Annotated in this window: 9 protein-coding genes and 1 tRNA gene; 7 read left to right on the top strand and 3 right to left on the bottom strand. The window is 48.8% G+C overall.

The features are described from left to right. Entirely contained in the window at positions 1-969 is a 969-nt protein-coding gene (locus ACKI3C_RS03925) for a hypothetical protein (RefSeq protein ID WP_407402260.1), read from the top strand. A gap of 57 nt (positions 970-1,026) precedes the next feature. Further along, complete coding sequence (locus ACKI3C_RS03920; RefSeq protein WP_407402258.1) at positions 1,027-1,617, top strand: hypothetical protein; 591 nt, start codon at positions 1,027-1,029, stop codon at positions 1,615-1,617. A gap of 401 nt (positions 1,618-2,018) precedes the next feature. Here ACKI3C_RS03920 and rpsU read toward each other — a convergent pair whose 3' ends face one another. The 3 genes from rpsU to ACKI3C_RS03905 form a co-directional block, all read right to left on the bottom strand. Next, complete coding sequence (gene rpsU / locus ACKI3C_RS03915) at positions 2,019-2,210, bottom strand: 30S ribosomal protein S21 (RefSeq protein WP_407402256.1); 192 nt, start codon at positions 2,208-2,210, stop codon at positions 2,019-2,021. 749 nt (positions 2,211-2,959) lie between these two features. Next, the gene (locus ACKI3C_RS03910) at positions 2,960-4,558 is read right to left on the bottom strand and encodes a Na+/H+ antiporter NhaC family protein (protein ID WP_407402254.1); all 1,599 of its coding nucleotides are present in this window, start codon (positions 4,556-4,558) and stop codon (positions 2,960-2,962) included. A gap of 5 nt (positions 4,559-4,563) precedes the next feature. Further along, a complete protein-coding gene (locus ACKI3C_RS03905) occupies positions 4,564-5,685 on the bottom strand; it encodes an AAA family ATPase (protein ID WP_407402252.1) in 1,122 nt (373 codons plus the stop codon). A gap of 1,044 nt (positions 5,686-6,729) precedes the next feature. Here ACKI3C_RS03905 and ACKI3C_RS03900 point away from each other — a divergent pair. The 5 genes from ACKI3C_RS03900 (at position 6,730) to ACKI3C_RS03880 (ending at position 14,814) form a co-directional block, all read left to right on the top strand. Then, a complete protein-coding gene (locus ACKI3C_RS03900; protein WP_407402250.1) occupies positions 6,730-9,480 on the top strand; it encodes a carboxypeptidase regulatory-like domain-containing protein in 2,751 nt (916 codons plus the stop codon). A 51-nt stretch (positions 9,481-9,531) separates the two neighbouring features. Then, positions 9,532-11,796 (top strand): DUF5689 domain-containing protein, encoded by a 2,265-nt coding sequence (locus ACKI3C_RS03895; protein WP_407402248.1) that lies wholly within the window; start codon positions 9,532-9,534, stop codon positions 11,794-11,796. Positions 11,797-11,917: 121 nt separating this feature from the next. Continuing rightward, a complete protein-coding gene (locus ACKI3C_RS03890; RefSeq protein ID WP_407402246.1) occupies positions 11,918-13,258 on the top strand; it encodes a hypothetical protein in 1,341 nt (446 codons plus the stop codon). Between the two features lie 639 nt (positions 13,259-13,897). Next, positions 13,898-14,608 (top strand): carboxypeptidase-like regulatory domain-containing protein, encoded by a 711-nt coding sequence (locus ACKI3C_RS03885; RefSeq protein WP_407402244.1) that lies wholly within the window; start codon positions 13,898-13,900, stop codon positions 14,606-14,608. 131 nt (positions 14,609-14,739) lie between these two features. Beyond that, a tRNA-Phe gene (locus ACKI3C_RS03880) sits at positions 14,740-14,814 on the top strand. Positions 14,815-15,216: the final 402 nt, after the last annotated feature.

The following is a 15,216-nucleotide window of genomic DNA, read 5'->3' as shown; positions in this document are numbered from 1 at the left end:
ATGAAAGTCAGAAATCTCTTATATTTATTAACATCGTTCTTACTCACATCCACTGTTGTTTGTGCTCAAGATATCCCTACACGAAATAGAGCAAAAGACAAAAAGGAGATATCTGTCCATTCAAAGATTGGTAAGAATAATCCTCAGCTAAATAAAGGAAATTCAAAAAAAAGAAACTCCCAAAAGAAACGTAAGTCAGCAAAAACAGCTCCAGTGCCATTGTATGTATTTATAAATGGCAAAAGTCAAGAAGAGACTACAATAAACTATTCTGGAGGAACAGCACAATATTTTGTTGACTCAAATATTGAAAACGGCCTTTCTTATGGTTTTTTCTATCCAGAAAACGATGAGCTAAAACCTTTTGATCCTAGTTGGTTGCATTTTCAAGATGTTGACGAAGAACATTTTAATCTCATTTTTGATTATAATGACACATATGAATCAAGAGGAGCATTATTCCTGCTTGGAAATCCTGAAAATGTAGAAGCAACAGCAGCGATCTTTATTATGCAAAATGCTAAACCTATTACTGCTTCGGGAAAGATTGTAAAAGCAACTCTTCGGCATAATGTGCTTTTAGGTAATGGAAAAAAATATCTTGAAATAAACGCAGACGTTTCACTTCAAAACGCTAGAAATTTGAATTTTGTTGTCGGTGCTATTCTTCAAGATGAAGATGGGGCCTATATTCCGGCTAAATGGGAATATCCAATGTACCGTACAGAAGATGGGACTCTAATAGCAACACATCAATTCACCTCATATTCTGACACATATCGTGGAAATGTTACAATTCAAATCCCTAATGATGCCATGATATTGTGGAAAAACGGAAACAAGCATAAGCTACATTGTCAACTATTTATTCACTGTGTTGAATCTAATGAAATAATAAAGAATTCCGAATATTCTGTCCCACTGAACACAAAAGAGAAGAAAAAGGAAATCATAACAGAAGACAGATAATCTTAGTCATTAACCTGGCCCAATCTATTATGGACACAATAAATAATAATAATTAATATGAAAACAAGTAAATCATTTTTTCTCATTGTCTTAGTTGCAATGTTTCTGGCCATTGGACTATCATCTTGTGCTCTCGACGCTAACAAGAAAAGCATCGTTGGAACATGGACACACTCACAATCTTACACAGAATGGTCAGATGATGGCTTTGGAAATATAGAAATTTTATATGAAGGGGCAATCACTTATACAGATGCGGGAATTGCCATAGAAAAAGGACGTTTTACCTATAGTATTACCATAACAGACGAAGAATCTTTTTTGGAAGGTGCCATTATTACACTGAAGTATAATTTGTCTGTTTTAGGTACCTATAGCGTTTCTAACACAACACTAACAGAAAAGGGCAAAGATGTTGATATTTCTTTTGTATCGGCTGATACTAACTTACCTAATGGAAATAATGGAGCTAAACAAGAACTGATCAAATCCTATAGGCGTGTGTTTGAACAAAACGTTAATGCAGAAATAAAGAAAGCTTTATATGATAATAATATCTCTGAGATTATAAATATCAGTGAAACCAAAATGATTCTTAAGGATAGTGAAGGAGAAGTAACAGAGTATTACAAGTATTATGAGAGATGATAAAAGATATTGAATAGGATAATTCAATTAATATTACTTATCCCTCACCGCACCCGCTGTATGGCGCAATAAGTTGGCAAGATTTCATTGGTGAAATGCGTGGGTTCATACATATAGAGGAGGAACTCATATGTCGGGGTGTGTTTTTTGATGGGAAGCGGAGTGATGTTTTGTATTTTTGCGTAACCCCCTTCACAGCCCGCACAATGTCACAAAACATAATCCAAGTTTTCCATTGCATCTTAAGCCCCCGTGCCATCAGCGTCAGCTGTTGGCTCTACAGGTCTTGTTTTCCAGGAAATCATTAATAACACAAAAAAGTAACCGCACCGGGTGTTGTGCCTGGTGCGGTATATCTTTAACCCCGAGTTTAGGGTTTTAAGAGAAGGTTGTCCAGTGGATTAATCCTCCTTTGCGCGGAGCTGCTGAACGTAAACGGCCTTCATCATCTTCTTGCGGTTAGTTACTGAAGGCTTCTGGAATGCCTGGCGTGCGCGGAGCTCTTTGATGATACCAGTCTTCTCATATTTTCTCTTAAATTTCTTGAGGGCGCGTTCGATGTTGTCGCCTTCCTTTACGGGTACGATAATCATAATCTTTTGTTTTAAATTTTGTTGTTTATAATAATTTTGTTTGTTTTCTCGTTTCTTGTTCCTCCCGCTGGGATTGTTGTAGCCAGCACATGCACACTCATTCGCTGCATGGCGCAGTAATGGAGTAGGGGTGAGGAAGAAAATGTAAAAAAATGAGTGGATTTCCGCTATATGTGCTCTATAATTGTGGACCTAGCACTGGCTCACACGATAGCACACGGGCAGCGGCGCGCCCTTGCTAAATAGGTAATATGTTGATAATCTGTGTCTAAACGGGTTTAAACAAAACCTCCTTTCAATTTTAGCACTGCAAAGTTAATCAAAATCATTTAATTGACAATGCTTTGGCGAGATTTTTTTATTGTTGTCCAGTAAAAAAAGAAAATATTTATATTTTGATTTTTATTTGATTTCAAGCGAAGCACCATTCTTTGAGGTAGTCTGTATTTAGTTCGTGTCTGGGTAGAAGCACTGCGCTTGAAATACACTGAAAATAAGCATAAAACAAATGTTGATTTCCAATTACTTATAACTTAACTTTAGCATTTGATAATAAATATTGCTAATTTATTGTCCAGCAGGACAATACCTGAATAACCCCCACCGCCGAACGTAGTGGCGGTGGGGGAATAGTATCAACAAGCAGATGCGTCCAGTAGGACGCTAATCGGAGCAAATAGATGAGACTCAAATGGTTTCACATGCTAAAGTTGAGTTACTTATAATTTTGTTCTATGGGAGGGACAGCGTTAGGCGAGTTTCTTTGTCTTGACTAGCGTCAAGAATGTGGTTGCCATGGCTAGGATGCCGAATGTCCACGAGATGACGCCGCTGGTGAGTGTGCCCCAGTGCTGGGTGATGCCGGCGACGAGATAGGTGGCAAAGGCTATGGCTGCCACGGTGATGGCGTAGGGCAGCTGCGACGAGACGTGGTTGGCGTGCTTGCAGCCCGACCCCGCACTTGCCATGATGGTGGTGTCGCTGATGGGCGAGATGTGGTCGCCGCACACCGCGCCTGCCATACATGCCGAGATAGAGATGATGCGCAGCGGCGCACCCACGGGGAAGACTGCCACGCAAATGGGGATGAGGATGCCGAATGTTCCCCACGATGTGCCTGTGGCAAATGCCAGGAAGCATGACACGACAAATATCACTGCTGGCAGCAACTGGTCCAGATTGGTGCCTTGCATCAGCCCTGCTACGTAGGTTGCCGCACCCAGCGAGTCGGTCATTGACTTGAGCGTCCATGCCAGCACCAGGATGAGCATGGCAGGAACCATCGCCTCGAAGCCCTTGATGAGGCAGCTCATGGCGTCTTCAAAGTTGATGACTCGGCGGCTCGTGAGCCACCCTATGGTGAGCAGCAGCGCTGTGAGCGAACCTATCACGAGACCCACCGAGGCGTTGCTGGCGGCAAAGGCGTCGATAAAGTGTCCGCAGGTCTCGCCAGGGGTGAAGAATCCGCCCGAGTAAGCCATGCCCATCACGCACGATGCTATGAACAGCACTATGGGCACAACGAGGTCGAGCACGGTGCCGTTCTTGCCCAGTTTCTTGAGCGATATGCCGCTAGAGGTTGCCTCCATCTTGGCATCAGCAACCTCGCCCACCTTGTCGGGCTCCACCTTGTCGGTCTGCGCTTTGAGGTTATACTTGCGCATCAAGGAGAAATCCTTCTGAGACAGCACTATGAGCATCAAGAAGATGATTGAGAAGAATGCGTAGAAGTTAAATGGTATTGCCTGGCAGAAGAGCGCGAGCCCATTCTCGCCCACTGCGCAGAATCCCGCCACTGCCGCTGCCCAGCTCGAGATGGGGGCGATGACGCACACGGGAGCTGCCGTGGAGTCGATGAGGTAGGCGAGTTTCTCGCGCGACACGTGGTGGCGCTTGGTGACGGGGCGCATCACCGAGCCCACGGTGAGGCAGTTGAAATAGTCGTCGATGAAGATGAGCAGCCCGAGCATGAGCGTAGCAATCTGCGCGCCCACCTTTGACTTTACATGCTTGGCCGCCCAGCGTCCGAATGCTGCCGAACCGCCGGCCTTATTGGTGAGAGCAACCAGTGTGCCCAGGATGACCATAAAGATGAGTATGCCCACGTTCCACTTGTCGGAGATGCAGTGGATGAGTCCGAACGACTGTGCGTCGGCTCCGGTGCCCACGGTGTTGTCGAGCAGGTGGCTGATAAAGCCTTCCACGCCTGTGCCCATTGAGATGCAATAGAACACAGCACCCAGCACGATGCCCACAAACAGCGATGAATATACCTCCTTGGTGACCAGAGCAAGCAACATTGCCACCAGCGGCGGCACGAGCGACCAGTAAGTTCCTATAAAATTCATTTCCCTTACATCCTTTGGGTTAGCCACATAGACATGAACTTGTCACAGAGTTCGTATGTTCCCTGTTTAGTGGTGATGAGCTGTTTGCTCAACAAGGCTGATACCGCCTTCTGCACTGCGCTTGCCGAGTTGAGGTGATGTCGCTTGATAAATGCGGAGCTTGTGATTCCTGTGGCTTTGCCCTCGCTGGCAATAGCTTGCAGTATTGCGGTTTGGGACTGATTGAGTTGGAAGATGATGTCACTATAAGAATCCGCATGCGAGTGTATCACGTGCGACAACGCTGTGTCAATGTCGTCTTTCGTGCATTTTTCGCCCGCCGGAGTTAGTGAAAACAATTCGTTAAGCATCTTCTGCACATACCACGTCACTCCGTCGAATTTGTTGTAAATATCTATTATAACTTGCCCTTCAATCTTTTTGTTTGCTTTGTCAAAATGGTGTTTGGCAAATTCAACATATTTGTCAACAGAGATTGCCCCCACGTGCATTATGGTCACGCTTTGGTAAAAAGGACGTGAGGGTGAGATGAATATTTCATTCATCATAGATCGTTGTGACCCTGAAAAGATAAACGCTGCGTTGCGGCACTCTTGAATGTAGGTGCGCATCAGTGCCTCTACATTTCTCTCTGGATAGGTTGAGATGGTTTGGAACTCGTCTATTGCAACGATACACGGCATCTCGGATTGACCGAGGTATGAGAAAATCTCGTCAAGGGTGAACTCGGGTGCATTGATGTCGCCAATGTTGATGTTCCAGCTCGCGTTGCCCATTCCGTCAAATGAAATGCCTGTGCGCAACGATGTTACTATGCTCAGAAATTTGTCAAGGGCTTTCTGGCCTCTTGTTTTAAGACGCATCACGATTGCTTTGCCCATCAGGAATACAAGGTCGGAAAGACTCTTTGTGGCATAGATGTCAATGAGAATTGTTACATATTGCTGCTTGATACTGTCTTGTTCAAAACAGTGGTGGATAAGGCCTGTCTTGCCTATGCGTCGAGGTGAGATCAAAGCAACGTTATTGCCGTTGGTGAGCAATCGGGTGAGTTCAGCGGTTTCGCTCACTCTGTCACAAAAGTACTCGGGCGACTCATAACCGTATGTCGTGAATGGATTAATCATTTCAGTAAAAATTTTATTTTGATGCAAAGATACGTTTTTTTGCCGAATTATCCAAAACGGATTATCCAAAACGGATAATTTCTCAACCTTACGCTTACAGCGCGCTGTCATTGAGTAAAAGTATTACGGATTATGGCGCTACGCTTGAAATTTACTTAAAAATCAACACAAAATTTAATTCCTTGATCAACAGGGTTCTTGGCCACGCCGACCATTTAGGTATTTTTATTTTTAGCTTATTTTTAGGTAACTATTCACCAATGGAACTCCCCGCGCGGATCTCACTGAACTCACTGATTTTTTCATTGAAAATATAATTTTGTGGATTTTTTAGACCTCAGGGAGGTCGTAACTTTGGTTAACCGCTGGTTGCAGACCTGCGGGCTGCCGGTGGGAGGGTGAAGTGTAACAAAATCGCGGTTGAAGGCCGCTACCTCGGAACGTGCAAGGTAGCGGTCTTCAACCGCGGTACAGTGTATCGCGTTTATCCTGCCCTGCCTTCGCTTGCGCTCAGTTAGGACAGGGTTATGTGCAGAACTTCGTTCTGCGTGTCGGCTTTCAGCCTCTCATTACAAAATCATGTAAGATCCCCGTGCGGATAAAAATCTATTGTAGTACAGTTACAACAGATTGCTCTGATTTAACTGAATAAGTAATTATTCTAATTATTTTAATTTCTTTCAGTTATTATTAAATCAGTGTAATCAGTGAGATCAGCGCGGGGATATTACCCAAAATACCATTGCTGAATAGTTACTACGGCTTGCAAAACTTGAACTAATTATTTTAATTTCTGGAGGCAAGATAGTTCACGCAATCCGTAAAATTCTCCGAGCTCCCCGAGTTCCCCGAGAGAAAAAACGAGTGTTTTTATGCATTAAATTGCATTTTAACTAAAAAAATTCCATGAAAACCAAAAAATATGTGTAAATTTGTACTCTTTTCGGCAATTAGTGCATATACAGGGTCGAAATATTTAGTTAAATTAACATAAACAGAACGTATTAGCGGAATTTATAACCTAAAATACTTATTATAAATTTTATGAAAATTAAACTCTTTTTGCTACTCACGCTCGTGGCTTGTCTTCCCGTATGGGCGCAGACAGGTCTCAAGGGCGTAGTGAAAGACGCTAAAAGCGGTCAGCCGGTAGCTGGAGTCACTGTGTTGCTCGACAACCAGGGCATTACAGTCACCACAGGCCCCAACGGAGATTTCTCTATCTCGGGAGCCACCGCCGGACACGACGCGCTCATCGTCTTGAGCCCTGACCACAAAGACTGGTCGCAAAATGTTGAAATCTTGAACGGCGTCATCGACAACCTGGGCGACATCAAGATTGAGTCCGTGTCATTCAACAGCAACGACGACTTCACCTATGCCAACAGTGACATCGTCCTCACCGAGTCACAGCTCGAGGATGAGGAGGGCAACACCCAGGCAGTGGGTACGCTCGCCGGCGCTAATGACAATCCTTTCTACCAGGCAGCAAGTTTCGACTTCAGCCTGATGCGCTTCCGCATGCGCGGTTACAACAGCGAGTACACCTCGACATCTATCAACGGCATCAACTTCAACGACGCTGTGCGCGGTCGCTTCAACTACTCTATGATGGGTGGTCTCAACCAGGCCTTCAAGAGCAAGAGCACCGGCATAGGCCTCGACGCTACCAGCTTCGCCTTTGGCGAGATGGGCGGTGCCACCAACATCACCACCTATGCCAAGGACTATGCCCCCGGTTTCCGCGGAAGCGTTGCCTTCACCAACGGCAACTACAAGTGGCGTGGCATGGTGACCTATGCCACCGGTTTGAGCAAGAGCGGCTGGGCACTCACCGCTAGTGCTGTGGGCCGTTATGCCGGCGAGGGTATCGTGCCCGGTTCGTTCTACAACAGCATGGGTTACTTCCTCTCGGTGCAGAAGGTGTTCAATCCCCAGCACAGCCTGGCCCTGACCACCTTTGGCGCTCCCACCAGCCGTGCCAGCAACTCAGCCGTCGTGCAAGAGGCTTATGACCTGGCCGGAAGCAACCTCTACAACTCTAACTGGGGTTACCAGAACGGCAAAAAGCGCAATGCCAAGACCGTCAACTCGTTTGACCCCACAGCGTTGCTCAACTGGATATGGACACCCAATGTGAACACAACCCTCAACACTGGTCTTGCGTTCCACAAGTCTTACTATGCCTCAACAGCACTCAACTGGTTCAACGCTCCAGACCCCCGTCCCGACTACTACCGCTACCTGCCCAGTTACTTCACCGACGAAGAGACTGCCGAGTACTACACTCACCTGTGGCAAACTAGCGAGGAAATGCGTCAAATCAACTGGGACAAGCTCTACTACGTTAACTTCCTCAACAACTACGAGGACGAGCTCAAGGGCACCGAGAGCGGTGCAACCTACTCAGTAGAGAAGCGCCACAGCAACCAGGCGACATTTGCGTTCAACACCAACCTCAACACCCGTCTCAACGACGTGGTTACACTGCAGGGCGGCGCTAACGCCAGCTATACCCGTTCATCTTACTACAAGACCATGGACGACCTCATGGGCGGCAAGTTCTGGCTCGACGTTGACCAGTATGCCGAGCGCGACTTCCCCGAGAACGCCGACATGGCACAGAACGACCTCGACAACCCCAACCGCAAGGTGCTCAAGGGCGATCGTTTCGGCTATGACTATAACCTCAACTCACTCAACGCCAGCGTCTGGAACCAGATGGTCATCAACCTGGCCAAGTGGGACTTCAACTACAGCCTCAAGGCAAGCTACACCTCTTACCAGCGCGAAGGTTTCATGCGCAACGGCCGTGCCCCCGAGAACTCAAAGGGCAAGGGCGAGACCCACACCTTCATCAACGCTGCAATAAAGGCAGGCGTTACCTACAAGCTCGACGGCCGCAACAGCTTCCGCGCGCACATCTACTATGGCAACCGCGCTCCGCTGGCCAACAACGCTTACGTGTCACCCCGCATCAAGGATGACGTGATTGCTAACCTCAAGAGCGAGAACATCTTCAGCGGCGACATCAGCTACACATGGAACTACCGTTCATTCCAGGGCGTCATCTCGGCATTCTACACCGACATGCGCAACGGAACCGAGCGTTACAGCTACTACGACGACCAGTACAGCACATTCATGAACTATGCGCTCACCGACGTGCACAAGGTTTACAAGGGCGTTGAGCTCGGTCTTGCTTACAAGATCCTGCCCTCACTCACCCTGAGCGGTGCTATGAACCTGGCTCGCTACCAGTACAAGAACCGTCCCACCGGCACCCGCAGCTATGAGAACGGTACCGAGGCCGACATCACCAAGACCGTTTACCTGAAGAACTTCTACGTGAGCGGCACACCCCAGGAGGCTTACTCAGTATCACTCAACTGGGCAGCTCCCAAGATGTGGTTCTTCGAAGTAACCGGCACCTACATGGACAAGGCTTACATCGACCTTTCACCCATCCGCCACGAGCAGATGGATGAGCTCTACACCATGGCATCAACCGAGGAAGAGCTCGTCAACATGATGAAGGAAATCTCAAAGCAAGAGAAGCTCAACTCGGCATTCGTGCTGGGCGCAAGCATCGGCCACGTGATTTATCTCAACCGCCGCTCTTCGCTCAACCTCAACCTCAACGTTGACAACATCCTCAACAACCGCAAGATCATGACCGGCGGTTACCAGCAGGGTCGCTTCGACTACAAGAACTACACCACAGGTAAGTTCCCCAACAAGATCTACTATGCCCAGGGCATCAAGGTTTACCTCAACGTGGGCATCAAGTTCTAATAGATATTTTTACAATCAATCACGATAATAATAAAAAGAATATATAAGATTATGAAACGCATCAATTATCTACTGGGCTTAGTGCTCATGATGGTGGCTGCAGTGAGCTGTAACGAAGAGTTCGACGTGCCCCCCATTGTAGTGCCCCAAGCCGAACACCAGGCCAACATGACCATCGCCGACTTCAAGGCGAAATACTGGCAGGATACCCGCAACTTCATCGACACATGTAAGGATGAGGTTTACATCCACGGTTATGTAACCAGCAGCGACGCTGCAGGCAACATCTACAAGTATCTCTTCATCGAGGACGAGACCGGCGGCATCGGCATCTCTATCGACGCTAGCAGCCTCAGCACCAACTACCGCGTGGGCCAAGAGGTTGTTCTCTGCATGAAGGACAAGTGGATTGGCAAATATAACGGCCAGTACCTCATCGGTAAGCCCGAGTACTACGAGGCACAGAGCGTATGGGAATCAGGTCGCCTTTCACTCGAGACTTTCCAGTCAATGGTTGAAGTCAACGGACTTCCCAAGCCCGACATGATTAAGGCTCTCCCCACCAAGATCACCGACTTCCAGGGCAAGAGCGACACCGAGACACAGCTCAAGTACTCTGGCAAGCTCGTTAAGCTCCAGAACGTGAAGTGGGCCGAGGCCGATGGCGTGACTCCTTACAGCGAGGCCGACGCTTCTAGCAACCGCACTCTCGTTGACGAGGATGGCAACCAAGTTACTGTTGTCAACAGCAACTACGCTACATTCCGCGCTGCCATGCTGCCCCTGGGCAATGGCGACGTGACTGGTATCCTCACCATGACAGGTAGCGACCAGTGGAAGCTCTACATCCGCGACACCGACGACTGCGAAGGCTTCTCTACCGACACCAAGGGTACTCCCAACGATCCCTACACCGTGGAAGAAGCTATCGAGAAGCAGAACAGCGACCGCAGCGGCTGGGTAACCGGCTATGTTGTAGGTGCTGTGGCTCCCGAGGTAACTACTGTTAAGAGCAACGCCGACGTTGAGTTCAAGGCTCCCACTACACTGGCCAACACCCTCGTCATCGGTCCTAGCGCTGACTGCACCGACTTCAGCAAGTGTGTTGTTATCGCACTGCCCCAGGATTCTAAATTCCGTGAGCAGGCTAACCTCAAGGACAACGAGGCTGTTTACAAGTCACAGATTTGGGTTAAGGGTAAGCTCGCTACCTACATGGGCACTCACGGTATCACCGAGAACAGCGGCTCTACAAGCGAATATAAGCTGAGCGTTACTAGCGGTGGCGTTACCGAGCTCAACGAGGGCTTCGAGGGTGGCATCCCCGCCGACTGGCAGAACATCCAGGTTGCAGGCAACAAGGCTTGGTACACAACCACATTTGACAACAACACCTACGCAGCCATGACAGGTTACAAGGGCACTGCTCCCTTCGACTCATGGTTGATCTCTCCCGCAATCGACATCAAGAAGGCCGAGGAAAAGATCCTCAGCTTCCGCACCCAGGTTAACGGCTATGGCAGCACAACCACCAAGTTTGAGGTTTACGTCATGACAACCGCCGATCCCACAACCGCAACCAAGACACAGCTCAACCCCGTGATCGCAGAGGCTCCCGCCAGCGGTTACTCAAGCTGGGCACAGAGCGGCAACCTCGACCTCAGCAAGTTCGACGGCACATTCTTCATCGGCTTCCGCTATGCAGCAACTACCGACGCCAACTACGCTACCTGGTGTATTGACGACGTGAAGTTCGGCAAGGGCGGCGAGCCCGGTCCTGGTCCCAATCCTCCCGTAGTAGTGGGCAACCGTGCCGACCTCGAGTCAATGAACGGTGGTGCTGCAAAGAGCACCTATGGCGCTTACTCTTCGGCACAAGGCTGGAAGAGCACCAACAGCAACATCCTCGTGGGTGGTGAGGCCGACAACAACCCCACCTTCAAGTTCCTGGGCAAGGTAGAAGGCAGCGACACATGGGCAATGGGCGTTACCCTCAACGGCAAGACCAGCGCAGTGGGCACACTCGTGTCTCCCGCAATCGCCGGTGGCATCAAGGCCCTCAAGTTCAACTACGCAATGCCCTACGGTGACACCAAGCTCCAGTTCCGCGTTGACATCAAGGACGCTAACGGCAATGTCGTTAAGAGCGAGACAATCACTAACGAGTCTCCCGTTAAATTTGAGGTTTACACATTTGAAATCGTAGGCATCGACCTCGCTGGCGACTTCACCATCGAGTTCACCAACCTGTGCCCCACCGCTCAGGATGCCAACAAGGACCGCGTGTGCCTGTTCAACATCACTTGGGAAAACTAATTAATCCAGCGGATTAATCACCCATAACACCCTGGCGGCCGCCCCTCACAACAAGGGCGGCCGCCTTTTTATCCTAAAAAGTTTGCGTTTTAGGCGCGAAAAACCTATCTTTGTGGTCATTATGAAAAACTGGATTCTCAACATATTGCTGCTGGCAGCGCTCTTGGTTCCTACGGACGCACGTGCCGACTACTGGGCATCGTCAATGACAGGCCGCACCGGGCTTGGATATAGCGCACAAAAATGGTTTTATTCGGGACTTGGCAAGGAACTAGATGCCAATGCGATTAAGGAAAACTGGGACAAGGGCTACCGCATCACCAGTGCCGCATACACCTCTAACGGCTGGACCGTGGTCATGTCCACCGGCTCGCCTTACACCATGCAGACCTACCACTACGGCACCAACTGGCCCGACGACTGGCTCGACGAGCGTCGCAAGGAGGGCTACCGCATGACCGACGTTACTCAAGGCGAAGGCAGCAAGTGGTTCATCGTAATGTCCAAGAGCGACACCCCATTGAAAGACGCTTGGATAGTGGGCGACTGGGAACATACCCTCAGGTACGAAGTGAAAAAGAAGTGGGCCGAGGGGTACTCTATCGACAACGTGTGCTCTTATACCTGCTCCCGCGGCAGCGACTGGATCATGCACTTCGTGAAGAAACCCGAACAGCAGATAGTAAGGTGGACCGACGGCAACCAGCCATACGAGAACGTGATTGCTGAGATGTATGAGAAAGGCTACGTGATAGACATCATCGAAGTGGGCTCTACCGACGACATGATGCTTGTGTTCACCAAGCGCGACAACGGCACCCTGTACCGCTGGGGCACTAACCTGGAGGGTGAAAGCTTCAAGCAGGAGGTGCAGAACATCTATGACCAGGGCGGCCACATCGCCCACGTGGGCGGCGGTCTGATCAAGGTGTATGGGTCACACCCCGAGACCGAGGCCAACAGCCCCATTACCAACGACTCGTCAATCGAAATCTACAAACACAAGCACAGGACAAACCCCACCGGCGGCAGGACAACAAAAACCCCGACTGATACAGTGGCGAAAAAACAACCAGTGAAGCCCGCGCGCACCAACGACAACCCACCTTACACATTCGAGTTCAAGCAATACTCGGAATGGGTCGATGGCGCGTGGAAAATTCGCTACGCCCCGGCCAAGCTGGTGATTGACTACGATACGATAACCATTGAATATGGCAAGCAGACGTGGACTGCCGAGTGGAACGACATCTCGACAGACGACGAGCTCACCAAGGAGCTATTCCACGACCTGCGACTAGGTATAGGCGAGAAAGTGGCGTTGGTATTTCGCAACATCGAGTTCCGCGCAGTGGATGAGAACGGCTATGTATTCCTCAAGATGAATCTAATGTCATGCAAGGACGAAGCTGACCTCGACCCCATGCGACGCCTCTTCACCAAGGTAATAAAGGAATACTAAAACTTCTTCACGCAACCAGTTTTTGCGAAGTCCCCGCGTGGATCTCACGGATCTCGAAGATATTATAATTGAAGCAATTTATATCTTTAATATAATTCATCAGTGAAATCTGTGAGATCCGCGCGAGATGTCCTGTTGGTTATAGTTACATTCTTCACGCTACCATCAAAATTTGGGCGATTTTAACACTTCGCGCAGGGCGGAAAAACCGAATTAGAAATATTTTTCATAAACAGTTGTTAGACAAGCGGTTTGCAAATCACGAATGATATGCGATTTTAGGCGTTTTTCTTGACATTAACATTTGCGTGGCGTAACTTTGCAATGTGAAAATCACAGCAAAACACCACACATTACTATATCGGGCGAGGGAAGATACAAGGCTTCTCTCGCCCGTGTTTTTGTCTCGTCCCCTCCCATTCAAAAACAAAGCCTCTCCCCCAGCCCCTCTCCTACAGAGAGGGGAGTCAAAATGCCATCACGGGGGACTGTCCCTTTGATGGCATTCAGAGAGGGGAGTCAAAATGCCATCACGGGGACTGTCCCTTTGATGGCATTCTCAAAACATTTGACACGATTTCGGGCTTTTTTTTTGCATTTTGAAATTATTTGCTTAATTTTGCGTCAAAATCACAACTTATGAAACGAGGTAAATCCATCTGCAACCAACTCAAGGCCGTGCGCCAAGCCATTGCCGACGCCAACGGCATCGCCTACACCCCCGCCGTGTGCAACCACAAGGGCGATTGCCCCGGCACATGTCCCGCCTGCGAGGCCGAGGTTCAGTACCTCGAGCACGAACTGTCGCTGCGCAGCATCGCCGGCAAAGCGGTTGCCGTGGCAGGCATCGCTGCTGCACTGACATTCACCACGCCGGCAGCCCAGGCAGCGCCGCAAACCGATGCCGAGCACCAGGAGTGCAACCACCAAGAGCGCGCGGAAAAGAAAGCCGTTGAGTGGGAGAACACCACCCCCGCCACCAGCGACAGCATCACCGTTGAAGGAACTATCCTCGACGAAAACAACGACCCTGCCATAGGGGCGGAAGTCATGATACAGACACACCCCACATGTGCAGTATGCACTGATCTTGACGGCCACTTCTCTATCAAAGTACCCCAAGGCTGCACACTAGCCACAAAGTTTATAGGCTACTACAACCAAGTGATAGAACTACCCAAGCAGTCACAATACAACCTGCGCATCAAGGACCCCATCGTCTTGAGTGTGAACGACGAAACGGTAACAACAGGCATCGTCATTACCAGCTACCCCGCTCCCAAGAAAAAGAGCACAGGCGTCATCAAGCCTATCACCACACCCAAGCGAGAAGAAACAAAGGCGAAATAACGAAAAAGGACGGTTCGGCATAGCCATCTACGCCACAAACACCACAAAAAAGCAGTTTTTTTGAAAAAAAATGCCAAAACATTTGGCAGAAACAAAAAAAACACCTAACTTTGCACTCGCAATTAAGCGATGGTCCCCTAGCTCAGTGGTAGAGCAATGGACTGAAAATCCATGTGTCCCCGGTTCAATTCCTGGGGGGACCACCAGAAAACGCTGATCAAATGGTCAGCGTTTTTTGTTTATACCCCCTGGGGGAGATGGGACGGAGTAATAATGAGCAGGAGGTGTCAAAATGTGCTTTGGCGGGGTAAAAATTCTGTTGCCCTTGCAGGGCGTATTGGTATTAACACTTGTTACACAAGGCGTTGCCCTGGGCTGGTGACAACATTGCGCTTGCAGCGCGCCGCCTTGCTGCAACATTTTTCAACAATTTTGATGCGGCTGCCCTAGTGTATAGTAAAGTTCATTTGGTAACTATTCAGCAATGGTATTTTGGGTAATATCCCCGCGCAGATCTCACTGATAACACTGATTTAATAATAACTGAAAGAAATTAAAATAATTAGAATAATTTCTTATTCAGTTAAATCAGAGCAATCTGTTGTAAC

Source organism: Sodaliphilus sp. (assembly GCF_045598405.1).
Taxonomy (GTDB): Bacteria; Bacteroidota; Bacteroidia; order Bacteroidales; family Muribaculaceae; genus Sodaliphilus; species Sodaliphilus limicaballi.
This window is presented reverse-complemented; position numbering and strand designations above follow the sequence as displayed.

Coding starts and splice junctions, on each gene's coding strand:
- ACKI3C_RS03895 (WP_407402248.1), top strand. CDS start 9,532: ATGAAACGCATCAATTATCTACTGGGCTTAGTGCTCATGATGGTGGCT.
- ACKI3C_RS03905 (WP_407402252.1), bottom strand. CDS start 5,685: ATGATTAATCCATTCACGACATACGGTTATGAGTCGCCCGAGTACTTT.
- ACKI3C_RS03890 (WP_407402246.1), top strand. CDS start 11,918: ATGAAAAACTGGATTCTCAACATATTGCTGCTGGCAGCGCTCTTGGTT.
- ACKI3C_RS03900 (WP_407402250.1), top strand. CDS start 6,730: ATGAAAATTAAACTCTTTTTGCTACTCACGCTCGTGGCTTGTCTTCCC.
- ACKI3C_RS03910 (WP_407402254.1), bottom strand. CDS start 4,558: ATGAATTTTATAGGAACTTACTGGTCGCTCGTGCCGCCGCTGGTGGCA.
- ACKI3C_RS03920 (WP_407402258.1), top strand. CDS start 1,027: ATGAAAACAAGTAAATCATTTTTTCTCATTGTCTTAGTTGCAATGTTT.
- ACKI3C_RS03925 (WP_407402260.1), top strand. CDS start 1: ATGAAAGTCAGAAATCTCTTATATTTATTAACATCGTTCTTACTCACA.
- rpsU (WP_407402256.1), bottom strand. CDS start 2,210: ATGATTATCGTACCCGTAAAGGAAGGCGACAACATCGAACGCGCCCTC.
- ACKI3C_RS03885 (WP_407402244.1), top strand. CDS start 13,898: ATGAAACGAGGTAAATCCATCTGCAACCAACTCAAGGCCGTGCGCCAA.